Annotated in this window: 15 protein-coding genes; 13 read left to right on the forward strand and 2 right to left on the reverse strand. The window is 71.6% G+C overall.

Annotated features, from left to right (window positions below; translation table 11 throughout):
• Nucleotides 1–5: 5 nt before the first annotated feature.
• Nucleotides 6–761: a 3-keto-5-aminohexanoate cleavage protein gene (locus D9V37_RS05495; protein ID WP_121805159.1), complete on the reverse strand. Its 756-nt coding sequence runs from the start codon at nt 759–761 to the stop codon at nt 6–8.
• A gap of 18 nt (nt 762–779) precedes the next feature.
• On the opposite strand from D9V37_RS05495, the gene pdxT reads away from it, so the two are divergent.
• From pdxT to D9V37_RS05545, 10 genes are all read left to right on the forward strand, one after another.
• Nucleotides 780–1,394, forward strand: coding sequence for a pyridoxal 5'-phosphate synthase glutaminase subunit PdxT (gene pdxT / locus D9V37_RS05500; protein WP_232524766.1), 615 nt, complete (start codon nt 780–782; stop codon nt 1,392–1,394).
• Between the two features lie 13 nt (nt 1,395–1,407).
• A complete protein-coding gene (locus D9V37_RS05505; protein WP_121805160.1) occupies nt 1,408–2,172 on the forward strand; it encodes a YebC/PmpR family DNA-binding transcriptional regulator in 765 nt (254 codons plus the stop codon).
• A gap of 175 nt (nt 2,173–2,347) precedes the next feature.
• Nucleotides 2,348–2,866: a crossover junction endodeoxyribonuclease RuvC gene (gene ruvC / locus D9V37_RS05510; protein WP_121805161.1), complete on the forward strand. Its 519-nt coding sequence runs from the start codon at nt 2,348–2,350 to the stop codon at nt 2,864–2,866.
• The gene (gene ruvA / locus D9V37_RS05515; protein WP_121805162.1) at nt 2,863–3,462 is read left to right on the forward strand and encodes a Holliday junction branch migration protein RuvA; all 600 of its coding nucleotides are present in this window, start codon (nt 2,863–2,865) and stop codon (nt 3,460–3,462) included. Before ruvC ends, ruvA begins: the two co-directional genes overlap by 4 nt.
• Nucleotides 3,462–4,529, forward strand: a complete 1,068-nt coding sequence (gene ruvB, locus D9V37_RS05520) for a Holliday junction branch migration DNA helicase RuvB (RefSeq protein WP_121805163.1) — start codon at nt 3,462–3,464, stop codon at nt 4,527–4,529. The genes ruvA and ruvB overlap by 1 nt, the downstream gene beginning before the upstream one ends.
• Nucleotides 4,530–4,629: 100 nt before the next feature.
• Entirely contained in the window at nt 4,630–4,974 is a 345-nt protein-coding gene (yajC, locus tag D9V37_RS05525) for a preprotein translocase subunit YajC (RefSeq protein ID WP_158604385.1), read from the forward strand.
• A gap of 4 nt (nt 4,975–4,978) precedes the next feature.
• A complete protein-coding gene (gene secD / locus D9V37_RS05530) occupies nt 4,979–6,784 on the forward strand; it encodes a protein translocase subunit SecD (protein WP_121805165.1) in 1,806 nt (601 codons plus the stop codon).
• A complete protein-coding gene (gene secF, locus D9V37_RS05535) occupies nt 6,784–8,034 on the forward strand; it encodes a protein translocase subunit SecF (RefSeq protein ID WP_121805166.1) in 1,251 nt (416 codons plus the stop codon). The genes secD and secF overlap by 1 nt, the downstream gene beginning before the upstream one ends.
• Complete coding sequence (locus D9V37_RS20390) at nt 8,031–8,552, forward strand: adenine phosphoribosyltransferase (protein WP_198412394.1); 522 nt, start codon at nt 8,031–8,033, stop codon at nt 8,550–8,552. The genes secF and D9V37_RS20390 overlap by 4 nt, the downstream gene beginning before the upstream one ends.
• A 30-nt stretch (nt 8,553–8,582) precedes the next feature.
• On the forward strand, nt 8,583–11,015 hold the full coding sequence (locus D9V37_RS05545) for a RelA/SpoT family protein (RefSeq protein ID WP_121805167.1): 2,433 nt from the start codon (nt 8,583–8,585) through the stop codon (nt 11,013–11,015).
• Between the two features lie 3 nt (nt 11,016–11,018).
• On the opposite strand, the gene D9V37_RS05550 is transcribed toward D9V37_RS05545, so the two are convergent.
• Nucleotides 11,019–12,356, reverse strand: coding sequence for a DUF349 domain-containing protein (locus D9V37_RS05550; protein WP_121805228.1), 1,338 nt, complete (start codon nt 12,354–12,356; stop codon nt 11,019–11,021).
• A gap of 60 nt (nt 12,357–12,416) precedes the next feature.
• On the opposite strand from D9V37_RS05550, the gene D9V37_RS05555 reads away from it, so the two are divergent.
• The 3 genes from D9V37_RS05555 to aspS are packed head-to-tail and all read left to right on the forward strand — an operon-like array spanning nt 12,417 to nt 16,236.
• Nucleotides 12,417–13,097 (forward strand): MBL fold metallo-hydrolase, encoded by a 681-nt coding sequence (locus D9V37_RS05555; protein ID WP_121805168.1) that lies wholly within the window; start codon nt 12,417–12,419, stop codon nt 13,095–13,097.
• The gene (gene hisS / locus D9V37_RS05560) at nt 13,097–14,434 is read left to right on the forward strand and encodes a histidine--tRNA ligase (RefSeq protein ID WP_121805169.1); all 1,338 of its coding nucleotides are present in this window, start codon (nt 13,097–13,099) and stop codon (nt 14,432–14,434) included. Before D9V37_RS05555 ends, hisS begins: the two co-directional genes overlap by 1 nt.
• Nucleotides 14,431–16,236 (forward strand): aspartate--tRNA ligase, encoded by a 1,806-nt coding sequence (aspS, locus tag D9V37_RS05565; protein WP_121805170.1) that lies wholly within the window; start codon nt 14,431–14,433, stop codon nt 16,234–16,236. Before hisS ends, aspS begins: the two co-directional genes overlap by 4 nt.
• The last annotated feature ends 119 nt before the right edge of the window (nt 16,237–16,355 follow it).

Here is a 16,355-nt window from a genome sequence, read left to right on the forward strand (position 1 = left end):
CGGCGCTAGGAGCCCGCCGGGTCGGTCTCGTTCCTGATGCGCACCGCGTGTCGCACCAGATCGGCGTTGTCGGCGGCGGTCGTGCCGTCCGGGAGCGCGGTGGAGTCCTCGAAGCCGACGCGGGTGTCGTGGCCGCGCCGGAAGGCGTCGTGGACCAGGGGCCACGTCCATGGGCCGGCACCGTGGGTCAGCCGCGGGCAGGTCGAGCCCGCGGCGTCGAGTGCGTCGTTGGTGCGGGCGGCCACCTCGAGCGGGTCGCCGGTGAGGAAGTAGGGCTCACCCTCGTCGAGCTCGATGCTCACCCGCTGCGCGTGGGGGAGCAGCCCGGAGTCGAGGAGTCCTGGCAGCTCCTGCGGCGCCCACAGCCCGACGTCGACGCCGATGCCGACGTCGAGCATGGCCGCCATGAGCTGCTCGTAGCCCGGCTCGGACAGGTTGACGGTGGCGCAGTCCACCCCCTGCCACTCGCGCACCATGGCGATGCGCTCGGCGAGGCCCGGGTGGATCCAGGCTCCGGTGGTGAGGCCGACCTCCACGGTGAGGCCGAGGTCGGCGGCGACCGCGCGGACCGCCTCGCAGGTGGCGTTGACGTGCTCGGGAGCCAGCGTCTCGGCGCCGTCGTGGTCGCGGACGTGGAGGTGGACGCCCTCGGCGCCGGCGGCGAAGCAGGCTCGGAGGTCGGCCAGCACCTCGCCGGCAGCGATGGGCAAGGCCGGATGCCGGTCCTTGCCATAGGGGCCGTTGGGCGTCACCTGCAGCACGCCACGAGACTAGGAGCCGTGACCGACATCCGCATCGGCGTGCTCGCGCTCCAAGGCGACGTCTGCGAGCACCTCGCCGCGCTGGCCGAGGTCGGCACCGAGCCCGTGGCCGTCCGCCGGCCCGAGGAGCTGGACTCCGTCGACGGCCTGGTGCTGCCGGGCGGGGAGTCGACGACCATGGTCAAGCTGGCCCACCGGTTCGGGCTGCTCGAGCCGTTGCGCCAGCGGCTGACCGAGGGTCTGCCCGCCTTCGGCACCTGCGCGGGGATGATCCTGCTCGCCGACCGGGTGCTCGACGGCATCGCCGGCCAAGAGACCCTCGGCGGCATCGACATGACGGTGCGGCGCAACGCCTTCGGCCGTCAGGTCGACTCCTTCGAGGGGCCCGTCGAGGTCGAGGGCCTCGACGGATCCGTGCACGGGGTGTTCATCCGCGCGCCGTGGGTGGAGAGCGTCGGGCCGGGCGTCGAGGTGCTCGCGCGCTTCGGGGAGGCCAGGGACATGGAGAGCGCCGTGGGTAGGATCGTCGCGGTCCGGCAGGGTCCGCTGCTGGCGACGTCGTTCCACCCGGAGGTCGGAACCGACACGCGCCTGCACCGCTACTTCGTGGACCGGCTGGTGCAACGAACGTAGAAGGGAGGCTGACATGTCCGGCCACTCCAAGTGGGCGACGACGAAGCACAAGAAGGCCGTCGTCGACGCCAAGCGCAGCAAGCTGAACACCAAGCTGATCAAGAACATCGAGGTCGCCGCGCGCATGGGCGGCGGCGACCCGGCGGGCAACCCGACGCTCTACGACGCGATCCAGAAGGCGAAGAAGTCCTCGGTCACGAAGGACAACATCGACCGCGCGGTGCAGCGCGGCTCGGGCGCCGAGGCCGGCGGCGCGGAGTACGCCACGATCATGTACGAGGGCTACGGCCCCAACGGCGTCGCGTTCCTCATCGAGTGCCTCACCGACAACAAGAACCGGGCGGCCATGGAGGTACGCACCGCGATGAGCCGCAACGGCGGCTCGCTGGCCGACCCGGGCTCGGTGTCCTACCTGTTCCACCGCAAGGGCGTCATCATCGTGCCGACCTCCCAGGAGGGCCGCAGCGTCAGCGAGGACGACGTCCTCGAGGCCACGCTCGAGGCCGGCGCCGAGGACGTCAACGACCTCGGCGAGTCCTTCGAGGTCGTCACCGAGGCCACCGACCTGGTCGCCGTGCGCACCGCGCTGCAGGCCGCCGGCGTCGACTACGACTCCGCGGACGCCTCGTTCGTCCCCTCGATGCAGGTCGAGCTCGACCACGACGGCGCCGGCAAGGTGCTGCGGCTCTTCGAGGCGCTCGAGGACCTCGACGACGTGCAGAACGTCTTCGCCAACTTCGACATCCCCGACGACGTCCTGGAGACCGTCGACGCCTGAGGGGCGCCGTGCTTCCCACGACGAACGGTCGCTTGCCACGATGCGTCCATCGTGGGAACCGTCCGTTCCCCACGGCACCATGGGGAACGGACCCCGGCGCGTCGCAGCCGGCCCCGACGCCCCGTTCCGACTACCCTGACGAACACTTGTTCGTAGACGAGTCGCTGAGGTGAGTATGCGCGTGCTCGGGATCGACCCCGGGCTGACCCGGTGCGGGGTCGGCGTGGTCGAGGGCGACGTCGGCCGGCCGCTACGGATGGTCGACGTCGGCGTCGTGCGTACCGACCCCGCGCTGCCGGTCGCGCGGCGGCTGGTGACGATCGAGAAGGGCCTCGAGGCCTGGATCGAGGAGCACCGCCCCGACGCGGTCGCCGTCGAGCGGGTCTTCAGCCAGCACAACGTGCGCACCGTGATGGGTACCGCCCAGGCCAGCGGCATCGCGATGGTCGTCGCCGCGCGCCGGGAGATCCCGGTGGCGCTGCACACGCCCAGCGAGGTCAAGGCCGCGGTCTCCGGCAGCGGCCGGGCCGACAAGGCGCAGGTCGGTGCCATGGTGACCCGGCTGCTGCGGCTCGAGGCCGCCCCGAAGCCCGCCGACGCCGCCGACGCCCTGGCGCTGGCCATCTGCCACATCTGGCGCGGTGGCGCCCAGTCTCGCATCGAGAACGCCCTGCAGAGAGCAGCCAGCAGATGATCGCCTTCGTGACCGGCACCGTCGCCCGCCTCGAGCTCACCTCCGCCGTCCTCGACGTCGGCGGCGTGGGGCTGGAGCTGATGTGTACCCCGCGCACGCTGGCCGACCTGCGGCAGGGGCAGCGCGCCACGCTGCCCACCAGTATGGTCGTGCGAGAGGACTCGCTGACCCTCTTCGGCTTCGCCGAGGACGACGAGAAGCAGACCTTCGAGCTCCTGCTCACCGCCAGCGGGGTCGGGCCGAAGCTGGCCCAGGCGATGCTCGCGGTGCACAGCCCCGACGAGTTGCGCCGCGCGGTGGCCGCCGACGACGTCAAGACGCTCACCGCCGTGCCCGGCATCGGCCAGAAGGGCGCGCAGCGGATCATCCTCGAGCTCAAGGACCGCATCGGCGCACCCGTCGGCGTGCCCTCGCAGCGCACCGACGCCCCGGCGGCGGCCGGCTGGCAGAGCCAGGTGCACGCCGGCCTGGTGGGCCTGGGCTGGTCGGCCAAGGAGGCCGACAAGGCGGTCGACGCCGTCACGCCGCAGGCCGAGGCCGACGGCACGGATGTCGCGCGACTGCTGCGCGCCGCCCTGCAGGTGCTCGCTCGCTGATGGACCCGTTGGAGGCCGCGGAGACCGAGTACCTCGCCACCCGCGTCGTCGAGGCCGAGGCCACCGGCGACGAGCGGGCGCTCGAGGCCGCGCTGCGCCCGCGCACCCTGGACGAGGTCGTCGGCCAGGAGCGGGTGCGCGAGCAGCTGGCACTGGTGCTGGAGGCCGCGCGCGGTCGCGGCCGCGCACCTGACCACGTGCTGCTCTCCGGTCCTCCCGGCCTGGGCAAGACGACGCTGGCCATGATCATCGCCGCCGAGATGGGCTCGCCGCTGCGGCTGACCTCCGGACCGGCGATCACCCATGCCGGCGACCTCGCCGCGATCCTCTCGGGCATGAACGAAGGCGACGTCCTCTTCGTCGACGAGATCCACCGGATGTCGCGCCCGGCGGAGGAGATGCTCTACATGGCGATGGAGGACTTCCGGGTCGACGTCGTCATCGGCAAGGGCCCCGGCGCCACGGCGATCCCGCTGGAGATCCCGCCGTTCACCCTCGTTGGTGCCACCACGCGGGCCGGTCTGCTGCCCGGTCCGCTGCGCGACCGGTTCGGGTTCACCGGCCATCTGGAGTTCTACGAGCCCCGCGAGCTCGACCTGATCGTCAACCGCTCCGCGGGGCTGCTCGACGTCGCGCTGACCGACGACGGCTCGGCCGAGATCGCCTCGCGCTCGCGCGGCACGCCCCGGATCGCCAACCGGCTGCTGCGCCGCGTGCGCGACTACGCCCAGGTCCGCGCCGACGGCGTGATCACCCTCGACGTCGCCCGGCGCGCGCTGGAGCTCTACGAGGTCGACGAGTCCGGGCTCGACCGGCTCGACCGTGGCGTGCTCGACGTGCTGTGCCGCCGGTTCGGCGGCGGTCCGGTGGGGGTGAGCACCCTGGCGGTGGCCGTGGGGGAGGAGCGGGAGACCGTCGAGGAGGTCGCCGAGCCCTTCCTGGTGCGCTCCGGGCTGTTGGCGCGTACCCCGCGGGGCCGGGTGGCGACCCCGGCGGCGTGGCGTCACCTGGGGCTCGCGGTGCCTCGCCAGCAGCAGGTGCTGTTCGATCCCGACGACTCCGTCTGACTACACTCCCGGGGTCGGCTCGCCGCCGCTTCGCGGCCGGGCGCGCCGCCGTCACGTCGGTTGACGTGCGTCCATGATCCCGAGCGCTGGAGTTCGAACCGTGTCGTCCGAGGCCTACTCGATCCTCGTGCTCATCGCGCTCCTGGTGATCTTCTACATCGCCGTGCTGCGGCCGGCGCGCCGCAGCCAGCAGTCGACGGCGAAGGTCCAGCGCGACCTCGCCGTGGGCGACCGGGTGGTGCTCTCGGCGGGCATCTTCGGCACGATCCGCGAGCTCGACGAGGCGCGGGCCCGTCTGGAGATCGCGCCGGGCACGGTCGTGGAGGTGGCACGCCAGGTCGTCGTCCGCAAGGTCGACGACCTCCCCGAGGAGCTGCGCAGCAGCTCCCGGAAGACCGGAACCGGCACCGACATGGGCACCGTTGCCCCGACCGAGGAGAGCTGAGCAGGTGGCGAAGAGGACCCCGAAGCCGGGTCGCACGCTGGCGATCTTCGTCATCGTCGTGGCGGCGCTCTACGGCCTGGTGTTGGTGGGCGGCCCCTCGCAGAAGGGCGAGTCGCTCTGGCACCCCAAGCTCGGCCTCGACCTGGAAGGCGGCACGCGGATCACGCTGACCGCCACCAAGACGCCCACCGCCAGCCAGCTCGCGCTGGCCCGCAACATCATCGACCAGCGGGCCAACGGCAGCGGCGTCTCGGAGGCGAGCGTCACCACCCAGGGCGGTCGCAACATCGTGGTCGAGATCCCGGGCAAGAACTCCACCGACCTGGTCAACACGGTCAAGCGCACCGCCCAGCTGCGGTTCCGGCTGGTGGCCACCGGCTCGCCGCTGGCCGGTCGTGCGAGCAGCCAGACCACCTCGCCGAGCGCGACCCCGTCGGGCTCGACGTCGGCCAGCCCCTCGGCCGGCTCCTCGGCCAGCCCCTCGGCCGGCCCATCGGGCACGGCCAGCCAGCAGGCCTCGCCGAAGGCCAGCACCAGCGGCACCGCCACGCCGAAGGGACGGGTCGCGCCGAAGCTGGACACCACCCCGACACCCAGTGCCCAGCCCAGCGGCAAGGCGTCGAAGACGTCGACACCCACGCCCACGGCGACCGCCACACCCACTGCCTCTCCGACCTCCTCGGCCGACGTCGACGGCGACAGCCTCGCCGACAAGCTGGCGTGGATGGACAACCCGCCCGCCGCGGAGCAGGCCAAGCTCGCCGCCTACACCTGTCCCGCGAAGGGCAAGTCGCTGGCGCCGGCCGCCGACGATCCCGACCAGGTGCTCGTCACCTGTGACGGGCAGGGCAACAAGTTCCTGCTGTCCAAGGCGGTCGTCGAGGGAACCTCGCTCAAGACCGCGTCCTACGGTCAGCCCCAGAACAGCACGAGCTGGGCCGTCGACCTGCGCCTGAAGGGCAGCGCGGTCAAGACCTTCGGGACCATCACCACCCAGCTGGCTGGCACTGAAAAGCTCTTCGCGATCGTGCTCGACGGCAAGGTCATCTCCTACGCCACGGTCAGCTCGCCGATCCTCAACGGCCAGCCGCAGATCACCGGCAGCTTCACGCAGAAGCAGGCCGCGTCGCTGGCGAACTCGCTCAAGTACGGGGCCCTGCCGCTGCGGTTCGACTCCACCGTCGACCAGGTCGGGCCCTCGCTGGCCGGCAACCAGCTCTCGGCCGGCATCCTCGCCGGCGTCATCGGTCTGCTGCTGGTGATGGTCTACTGCCTGCTCTACTACCGCGGCCTGGGCGTGGTGGTCATCGGCTCGCTGCTGGTAGCCGGTGTGGTCACCTACGCCGTGGTGCTGCTGCTGGCCAGGACGGCCGGCTTCACCCTGACCCTGCCCGGCATCGCCGGGCTGATCGTCGCGGTCGGCATCACCGCCGACTCCTTCATCGTCTACTTCGAGCGCATCCGCGACGAGATGCGCGCGGGCAAGTCGATGCGGGTCGCCGTCGAGCTCGGCTGGGCGCGGGCGCGGAACACCTGCCTGGCCGCCGACGCCGTCTCGCTGCTGGCCGCCGTGGTGCTCTACATCTTCACCATCGGCGTCGTGCGCGGGTTCGCGTTCGCGCTGGGCGTGAGCACGCTGATCGACCTCGCCGTGTTCTTCTGGTTCACCAAGCCGTCGATGACGGCGCTGGCGCGGGTGCGGTTCTTCAGCTCCGGGCACCGGCTCTCCGGGCTGTCGTCGGAGACCCTCGGCGTCGACGAGGGGCACCACGGCATGCGGCAGAGCAGCACCGCAGGAGGGAGGGCCTGATGGGACGCTTCTCGCGGTTGGGCAACGCGCTGTACGAGGGCGACGTCTCGGTCGACTTCGTCGGTCGCAAGTGGCTCTGGTACGCCATCTCCGGCGTCATCCTCGTGGCCTGCATCGGCGGCCTGGCGATCAAGGGCCTCGAGCTGGGCATCGAGTTCAAGGGCGGTACGCAGTACACGGTCTCCTACATTCAGACCGGGCAGAACACCCAGGACGCGGCCGACGAGGTGAAGGCGGCGGTGCAGGGCACGGGCATCGACGCCGCCTCCGAGCCGACCGTGGTCACCACCGGCGACAAGGCACTGCGCGTCTCGACGAAGAACGCCACGCAGAGCGAGTCCGACCAGATCAAGCAGGTGATCGCTCGCACGGCGGACGTCAGCGAGTCGCGCGTCTCCGAGCAGGCGGTCGGGCCCAGCTACGGCGAGCAGGTGGCTCAGCAGGCGCTCACCGCGCTGATCGTGTTCCTGGTGCTCGTGGTGCTGTTCATCTGGGCCTACTTCCGAGAATGGAAGATGTCGGTGGCCGCGCTGGTGGCCCTGGCGCACGACGTGCTCATCACGATCGGCGTCTATGCCCTCTCGGGCTTCGAGGTCACGCCGGCCACCGTGACCGGACTGCTGACCATCCTGGGCTTCTCGCTCTACGACACCGTCGTGGTGTTCGACAAGGTCCGCGAGAACACCAAGAACCTCAAGTCCAAGCGCACCACCTACGCCGCCGCGGCCAACCTCGCGGTCAACCAGACGCTGGTGCGCTCGATCAACACCTCGATCGTCGCGCTGCTGCCGGTGGCGGCCATCCTCTACGTCGGCGTCACCACGCTGGGCGCGGGCGACCTGAAGGACCTCGCGCTCTCCCTGTTCGTCGGCATGGCCGCGGGCACGTACTCCTCGATCTTCGTCGCCACGCCGCTCGTGGTGCAGCTGAAGTCGAACGAGAAGGCCGTGACCGAGGCCGAGCGTCGCGCGAAGGCGCGCCAGCGCCGCGACGTCGACCGCTACGCCAGCGTCCCGGTGTTCTCCGAGGACATGCCCATCGCCGAGGAGCCCACCGGCGCCGACGACGGACTCTCGACGACGCAGAGCGTCGAGGAAGAGCCGCTCGCCGCTCCGGCCCGCGTCCGCCGCCCCGAGGCCACCGGCTCGGGCCGCGTCGCCCCCGAGTCGAAGGGACCCGTCACCGAGTCGCGCGCCTCGGGGCGTCAGCAGCCGAACCGGCAGCCCCGCTCCAAGCGGGGCCGCAAGTGAGCGCGAGCGACACGATCACCCGGCTGGTCCGCGACATCGCGGACTTCCCCGAGCCGGGGGTGCTGTTCAAGGACATCACGCCGCTCCTGGCCGACGCAGCCGGCTTCGCGGAGGTGGTCGAGGCGCTGGCCGAGCCCTACCGCGGTCAGGTCGACGTGGTGCTCGGCATCGAGGCGCGTGGCTTCATCCTGGCCGCCCCGGTGGCCCTCGCCCTCGGCGTCGGCTTCGTGCCCGTGCGCAAGCCCGGCAAGCTGCCGCACGAGACCACCGAGATCTCCTACGACCTCGAGTACGGCTCGGAGACCCTGCAGCTGCACACCGACGCCATCGGCGCCGGCAGCCGGGTGCTGGTGGTCGACGACGTGCTGGCCACCGGCGGCACCGCGCGGGCTGCGGTCGACCTCGTCGAGCGGGCCGGCGGCACCATCGCCGCGGTGGCGGTGCTGATGGAGCTCTCGTTCCTGCCCGGGCGCGAGGTGCTCGGCGACGTGCCGCTGCACGTTCTCCACACGTTCTAGACTGGATAGACCAGCTACCCAGGAGTGCCGATGGCGCAGCGCGAGCCGCTCGACTCGGCCCAGGTCGAGACGGCCGCGACGCCCACCACGACCGGACCGACGGCACCCTCGCGCGCGGCAACGCGGGAGCGGGCGACCCGGCCGCAGGAGCGCTCGGTGCAGCAGGCGCCCGAGTCGACCCAGGTCACCCCGCCGGTCACCACGTCGGGCACCACGCAAGGTGGCCTCTCGGTGCGGGCCCGGCTGGCCCGGCTGGGTCGCAGCCAGTCGGCCAACCCGGTGCTGGAGCCGTTGTTCCGCGCCGTGCGCGCCAGCCACCCCAAGGCCGATCTCGCCCTCATCGAGCGGGCGTACCTGACCGCCGAGCGTCACCACGAGGGCCAGCTGCGGCGCAGCGGCGACCCCTACATCACCCACCCGCTCGCGGTCACCACCATCCTGGCCGACATCGGCATGACCGAGCCGACGCTGGTGGCCGCGCTGCTGCACGACACCGTCGAGGACACCGACTACACCCTGGACCAGCTGCGGGCCGACTTCGGCGAGGAGGTGGCGCTGCTGGTCGACGGCGTCACCAAGCTCGACAAGGTGCGCTACGGCGACTCGGCGCAGTCGGAGACCATCCGCAAGATGATCGTGGCGATGAGCCGCGACATCCGGGTGCTCGTCATCAAGCTCGCCGACCGGCTGCACAACATGCGCACGCTGCGCTACCTCAAGCAGGAGACGCAGGAGCGCAAGGCCCGCGAGACCCTGGAGATCTTCGCCCCGCTGGCCCACCGGCTGGGCATGAACACCTTGAAGTGGGAGCTGGAGGACCTCGCGTTCGCCACCTTGCACCCCAAGATCTACGACGAGATCGTGCGGCTGGTGGCCGAGCGCGCGCCCTCGCGCGACCAGTTCCTCTCCGAGGTGATCGGGCGGGTCGAGACCGACCTGAAGGAGGCCAAGGTCAAGGCCAAGGTCACCGGCCGGCCCAAGCACTACTACTCGATCTACCAGAAGATGGTCCACGGCGGCCGCGAGTTCTCCGACATCTACGACCTGGTCGGCATCCGGATCCTGGTCGACGACGCCGCCACCTGCTACGCGGTGATGGGCATCCTGCACAACCGCTGGACGCCCATCCAGAACCGCTTCAAGGACTACGTCGCGCTGCCCAAGTTCAACCTGTACCAGTCGCTGCACACCACCGTCATCGGCCCGGAGGGCAAGCCGGTGGAGATGCAGATCCGGTCGTGGTCGATGCACCGCACCGCCGAGTACGGCGTCGCCGCGCACTGGAAGTACAAGGAGGACTCGCGCAACGGCGTCGACACCGACCGCCAGGTCGCCGAGGCCGACATGCCCTGGGTGCGGCAGCTGGTGGAGTTCCAAAACGAGTTCGGCGACGCCGGGGAGTTCCTGGACTCGCTGCGCTATGAGATCAACGCCGCCCAGGTCTACGTCTTCACCCCGCGCGGCCAGGTGATCCAGCTGCCGGCCGGCGCCACCCCGGTCGACTTCGCCTACGCCATCCATACCGAGGTCGGGCACCACACCATCGGCGCCCGGGTCAACGGCCGGCTGGTGCCGCTGGAGTCGACGCTGGAGAACTCCGACGTCGTGGAGGTCTTCACCTCCAAGTCGCCGCAGGCCGGGCCCAGCCGCGACTGGCTGGGCTTCGTGAAGTCACCGCGGGCGCGCAGCAAGATCCGTCACTGGTTCACCAAGGAGCGGCGCGAGGAGGCGATCGAGCAGGGGAAAGACCAGATCGCTCGGCTGCTGCGCAAGGAGGGCGTGCCGCTCAAGCGGGTGCTGACCCACGACTCGCTCACCCTGGTGGCCCAGGACATGAACCTGGCCGACGTCTCTGCGCTCTACGCGGCGGTGGGGGAGAACAACGTCGGCGCCCAGAGCGTGGTGCGCAAGGTCATCGAGCTCTACGGTGGCGCCGCCGGCGTCGAGGAGGACCTGGCCGAGGCCACGCTGCCGCCGCGGATGACCCGAGGCCGCCGCCGCTCGCGCAGCGCCGAGGACTCCGGCGTCATCGTGCGCAACGTCTCCGACGTCTTGGTCAAGCTCGCGCGCTGCTGCACCCCGGTGCCCGGCGACGACATCATCGGCTTCATCACCAAGGCCGCCGGCGTCTCGGTGCACCGCGCCGACTGCACCAACGCCGACTCGCTGCGGGCCCAGCCCGAGCGGCTGGTCGAGGTGGAGTGGGCACCCACGGCGTCCTCGACGTTCCTGGTGCAGATCATGGTCGAGGCCCTCGACCGCGCCCGGCTGCTCTCCGACATCACGATGGCCCTCTCGGACCAGCACGTGAACATCCTCTCGGCCTCGCTGACCACCACCCGCGACCGCGTGGCCAAGAGCCGGTTCAGCTTCGAGATGGGCGACACCAAGCACCTCGGCGCCATCTTGAAGCAGGTACGGGCGGTCGAAGGGGTCTTCGACGCCTACCGGGTGACGCAGTAGGACCTAGCCGAACTCCTGGGCGGTGCGCCGGGCCATCTCCAAGAAGCTCTGCCGGGACGCCAGGTCGTCCTCGAGGCGCTTGAGCTTGGCGTCGCCCGACGCGCGGGCAGCCTCGACCTGGGCCTCGAGGTCGGCGACCGCCTTCTCCAGCTTGCCCACCATGTCGTCGGCGCGGGCGGACTTCTCGGGGTCGGAGGACTTCCAGCGGTCGTCCTCGGCCCTGCGGATGGCCTGCTCGACCTGGCGGATGCCCGCCTCGAGGTCCTTCATCCGGGTGCGGGGCACCTTGCCGGCGGCCTCCCAGCGGTCGGCGAGGTCGCGGAAGGCGGCCTTCGCCTTCTCCAGGTCCTTGACGGGAAGAAGCGCCTTGGCCTCGACGAGCAGCGCGTCCTTGACCTCGGCGTTGGCCGCGAACTCGGCGTCCTGGGCGGCGTTCGCCGCGTCCCGAGCGCCGAAGAAGGAGTCCTGTGCGGCGCGGAACCGCTTCCACAGGGCGTCGTCATCGTCGCGGGCGGCCGGGCCGGCGGCCTTCCAGCGCGTCATCAGGTCGCGGTACTTGCCCGAGGTGGGTCCCCACTCGGTGCTCTCGGCGAGCGCCTCCGCCTCCGTGATGAGGCGTTCCTTGACGACCTTGGCCGCACCGCGCTTCTCGTCGAGCTCGGCGAAGTGGGCCTTGCGGCTGCGGGTGTAGGTGGTGCGGGCACTCGAGAAGCGGTGCCACAGCTCGTCGTCGGCGGAGCGCTCAAGGCGGGGGAGCGCCTTCCACTCCTCCAGCAGGTCGCGCAGCCGGTTGGCGCCGTTGCGCCAGTCGCGCCCACCCGCGATCTTCTCGGCCTCGCCGACGATCTGCGTCTTGCGCTCACGCGCCTGCTCGGTGCGTCGGGCCCGCTCGGCCTTGCGCTCCTCGCGCTGGGACTCGATCACCTCGGTGAGCGCGTCGAGCCGGCCCACCAGGGCGGCGAGGTCGCCCACGGCGGCCGCGCCCTCGACCTGCTCGCGGACGGTGCGGACCGAGTCGCGGGCCTCGTCGGGGGAGAGGGAGCCGGCCCGCACCCGTCGGTCGAGGAGCTCGACCTCGCCGGCCAGTGCGGCGTAGCGCTGCACGTAGAAGGCGAGTGCCTCGTCGGGGGAGCCGGCGGCGAACTGGCCGACCTCGCGCTCCTCGCCGTCGCCGTTGCGGACGAACACGGTGCCGTCGTCGGTGACGCGGCCCCAGCGGGCCGCCTCGGTCTCGTCGACGCCCGGGACGGCAGGCTCGTCGGCCACCGGCGCCGGTGCGGACGGGGCGGGACGCTTGGGCCGCGCGAGCGCGGCAGGGGTGGGGGGCTTCGGAGTGGCCATGACCTGCCTCATCGTAGCCAGTTAGGCTGGCGGCCTGTCGTCGACAACCAGGAGTGGCGCGTGCTCATCGCCGGCTTCCCCGCGGGTCCGTGGGGGACCAACTGCTACGTCGTCGCCACCGCTCCCGGCACCGAGTGCCTCGTCGTCGACCCCGGCAAGGACGCCGCCGGGGGCATCGCGCAGGTCGTCCGCGAGCACCGGCTCAAGCCCGTCGCGGTGCTGCTGACCCACGGCCACATCGACCACATGTGGTCGGTGACGCCGGTGGCCGGCACCTACGACGCCACCGCGTGGATCCACCCCGACGACCGGCACCTGCTGGCCGATCCGATGACGGGCATGTCGCCGGAGACCGCGGCCATGCTGCTCGGTGGCGACCACCGGTTCACCGAGCCCGACGACGTCGCCGAGCTGGCCGACGGTCAGGAGCTGCAGCTCGCCGGTCTCGACCTCGTCGTGGACCACACGCCCGGCCACACTCAGGGCTCGGTCACCTTCCGGACGCCGTACGAGGAGCCGGGCGTCTCGCAGGTGATGTTCGCCGGCGACCTGCTCTTCGCGGGCTCCATCGGTCGTACCGACCTGCCCGGCGGCGACCACGCCACCATGCTGCGCACGCTGGCCGCCAAGGTGCTGCCGCTGCCCGACGACGTCGCGGTGCTGCCCGGTCACGGCGAGCAGACCACCATCGGGCGCGAGCGCCTCACCAACCCCTTCCTCCAGGACCTCGTTCAGATCTGATGGCTACCAAGATCACCCCGCTCAGCGGGTTCCCCGAGCTGCTGCCCGCCGAACGGTTCGTCGAGCGCTCGATCATCGCCTCCCTCTCGCGCAGCTTCGAGCTGCACGGGTTCGCCAACATCGAGACCCGCGTCGTTGAGCCGCTGGACCGGCTGGCCAAGGGCGGCGAGATCGACAAGGAGATCTACGTGCTGCGCCGGCTGCAGGCCGACGACGGCGGCAGCGACTCCGGGCTCGGGCTCCACTTCGACCTCACCGTGCCGTTCGCGCGCTACGTGCTGGAGTTCGGCGGCAAGCTGGAGTTCCCGTTCCGGCGCTACCAGATCCAGCCCGCCTGGCGCGGTGAGCGGCCGCAGGAGGGTCGCTACCGGCAATTCACCCAGGCCGACATCGACATCGTCGGCGCGGGCGAGCTCGGGGTGCACCACGACGTCGAGGTCGTGCGCGTGATGGTCGAGGCGCTGGGCGCGCTGCCGTTGCCGCCGCTGGCCTTCCACGTCAACAACCGCAAGCTGATCCAGGGCTTCTACCGCGGCCTCGGCATCCCCGACGTCACGGCCGCGATCCGCGCCGTCGACAAGCTCGACAAGCAGTCGGCCGACGACGTCGCGGCGCTGCTGGTCTCGACGGCCGGGGCCACGCCCGAGCAGGCGCAGCGGTGCCTGGAGCTGGCCGGCATCCGCGTCAGCGGCAGCGCCGAGCTGCGCGAGCAGGTCGCGGCACTCGGCATCGCCGACGACCTGCTCGAGGAGGGACTGGCCGAGCTGGCCGCCGTGCTCGACGGCTGCGCCGACGTCGTCGACGACCACGTGGGCGTCGAGGCCGACCTGCGCATCGCCCGCGGCCTGGACTACTACACCGGCACGGTGCTGGAGATCTTCATGGCCGGCTACGAGCGGCTCAAGTCGGTGGGCGGCGGTGGTCGCTACGACGCCCTAGCCAGCGACGGCAAGACGACCTACCCCGGCGTCGGCGTCTCCTTCGGCGTCTCGCGCACCCTGGTCCCGCTGCTGGCCGACGGCGTCCTCGCCGCCGACCGCGCCGTACCCAGCGCCGTGCTGGTGGCGCTGGCCGACGAGGAGTCCCGCGGCGCCAGCAACGCACTGGCCTCCCGGCTGCGCCGGCGCGGCATCGCCTGCGAGGTGGCGGCGTCGGCGGCGAAGTTCGGCCGGCAGATCCGCTACGCCGAGCGTCGCGGCATCCCCTTCGTGCTCTTCCCGGGCGAGCAGCCCGAGATCAAGGACATCCGCTCCGGTGATCAGGTGCCGATCGACCCCGAGGCCTGGACACCCCCCGACACCGACCTGACCCCCAACGTTGTGAGGAACCTCCCGTGATCCGCACCCACGACGCCGGCACGCTCCGCGCGGCCGACGCCGGCAGCACCGTCACCCTGGCCGGCTGGGTGGCCCGCCGCCGCGACCACGGCGGCGTCGCCTTCCTCGACCTGCGCGACGCCAGCGGCGTGGTGCAGGTCGTCGTCCGCGACGAGGTGGTGGCCCACGCGCTGCGCGCTGAGTACTGCCTCAAGGTCACCGGCGAGGTGGTGCAGCGCAAGGAGGGGGCCAGCAACGAGAACCTGGCCACCGGCGAGATCGAGGTGGTCGCCGCCGACGTCGAGGTGCTCTCCACCTCCGCGCCGCTGCCGTTCCCCATCGACGACACCGGTCACGAGTCGGGGGCCGTCGGGGAGGAGGCGCGGCTGAAGTACCGCTACCTCGACCTGCGCCGCAGCGGGCCGAACCACGCGCTGCGGCTGCGCAGCAAGGTGAACAAGGCCGCGCGCGACGTGCTCGACGCCCACGACTTCGTCGAGATCGAGACGCCCACGCTGACCCGGTCCACGCCCGAGGGCGCCCGGGACTTCCTGGTGCCGGCGCGGCTGCGCCCGGGCAGCTGGTACGCCCTGCCGCAGAGTCCGCAGCTCTTCAAGCAGCTGCTGATGGTGGCCGGGATGGAGCGCTACTTCCAGATCGCCCGCTGCTACCGCGACGAGGACTTCCGCGCCGACCGGCAGCCGGAGTTCACCCAGCTCGACATCGAGATGAGCTTCGTGGAGCAGGACGACGTGCTCGCCCTGGCCGAGGAGGTGCTGGTCGCGCTGTGGCGGCTGGTGGGCCACGTCATCACCACGCCGATCCCGCGGATGACCTACGCCGAGGCGATGGCCCGCTACGGCACCGACAAGCCCGACCTGCGGATGGGCCTGGAGCTCACCGACTGCACGGCGTACTTCGCCGACACGCCCTTCCGGGTCTTCCAGGCGCCCTACGTGGGCGCCGTGGTGATGCCGGGCGGGGCCGGGCAGGCCCGGCGTCAGCTCGACGCCTGGCAGGAGTGGGCCAAGCAGCGCGGCGCCCGTGGTCTGGCCTACGTCCTGGTCCAAGACGACGGCACGCTGAGCGGTCCGGTGGCCAAGAACCTCAGGGAGACCGAGCTGGCCGGGCTCGCCGCGCACGTGGGCGCGAGTCCGGGCGACGCTGTGTTCTTCGCCGCGGGGCCGTCCAAGAGCAGCCGGGCGCTGCTCGGCGCCGCCCGGCTCGAGATCGGCCGCCGCGGCGGGCTGATCGACGAGTCGGCGTGGAGCTTCTTGTGGGTCGTCGACGCGCCGCTGTTCGAGCCGGCCGACGAGGCCACCGCCGCCGGCGACGTCGCCGTCGGCGGGGGAGTGTGGACCGCGGTGCACCACGCCTTCACCAGCCCGCAGGACCTCGACTCCTTCGACACCGACCCCGGCGACGCGCTGGCCTGGGCCTACGACATCGTCTGCAACGGCAACGAGATCGGCGGCGGGTCCATCCGTATCCACCGCCGCGACATCCAGGAGCGGGTCTTCGCCGTGATGGGCCTCGAGCCCGAGGAGGCGCGGGAGAAGTTCGGCTTCCTCCTCGACGCCTTCGCCTACGGCGCCCCGCCCCACGGCGGTATCGCCTTCGGCTGGGACCGGATCTGTGCGCTGCTGTCCGGCAGCGACTCCATCCGCGAGGTGATCGCCTTCCCCAAGTCCGGCGGCGGCTACGACCCGCTCACCGCCGCGCCGGCGCCGATCACGCCCGAGCAGCGGGCCGAGGCCGGCGTCGACGCCGTGCCCGAGGACGAGGAGCCGGAAGTGGCCGAGAAGCCCGGCGGCGGTGCCTGAGACCGGTCTCGGACACACGAGCTCCGGTCTGTCGCACGGCGGCCGGCCGCCGGGTGCCCAGATATCCGGACGAACCCGACTTGTTCCGGCAGTACTCCGTCGAACGTGCGTCTGGAACG

It is taken from the genome of Nocardioides mangrovicus (genome assembly GCF_003674065.1).
In the GTDB taxonomy this organism is placed as follows: Bacteria; Actinomycetota; Actinomycetes; order Propionibacteriales; family Nocardioidaceae; genus Marmoricola; species Marmoricola mangrovicus.

What these genes read in the sequence shown, in the direction of transcription:
- ruvC (WP_121805161.1), top strand. Translation starts at nt 2,348, where the DNA reads ATGCGCGTGCTCGGGATCGACCCCGGGCTGACCCGGTGCGGGGTCGGC.
- secF (WP_121805166.1), top strand. Translation starts at nt 6,784, where the DNA reads ATGGGACGCTTCTCGCGGTTGGGCAACGCGCTGTACGAGGGCGACGTC.
- D9V37_RS05505 (WP_121805160.1), top strand. Translation starts at nt 1,408, where the DNA reads ATGTCCGGCCACTCCAAGTGGGCGACGACGAAGCACAAGAAGGCCGTC.
- ruvA (WP_121805162.1), top strand. Translation starts at nt 2,863, where the DNA reads ATGATCGCCTTCGTGACCGGCACCGTCGCCCGCCTCGAGCTCACCTCC.
- ruvB (WP_121805163.1), top strand. Translation starts at nt 3,462, where the DNA reads ATGGACCCGTTGGAGGCCGCGGAGACCGAGTACCTCGCCACCCGCGTC.
- D9V37_RS05550 (WP_121805228.1), bottom strand. Translation starts at nt 12,356, where the DNA reads ATGGCCACTCCGAAGCCCCCCACCCCTGCCGCGCTCGCGCGGCCCAAG.
- hisS (WP_121805169.1), top strand. Translation starts at nt 13,097, where the DNA reads ATGGCTACCAAGATCACCCCGCTCAGCGGGTTCCCCGAGCTGCTGCCC.
- D9V37_RS05545 (WP_121805167.1), top strand. Translation starts at nt 8,583, where the DNA reads ATGGCGCAGCGCGAGCCGCTCGACTCGGCCCAGGTCGAGACGGCCGCG.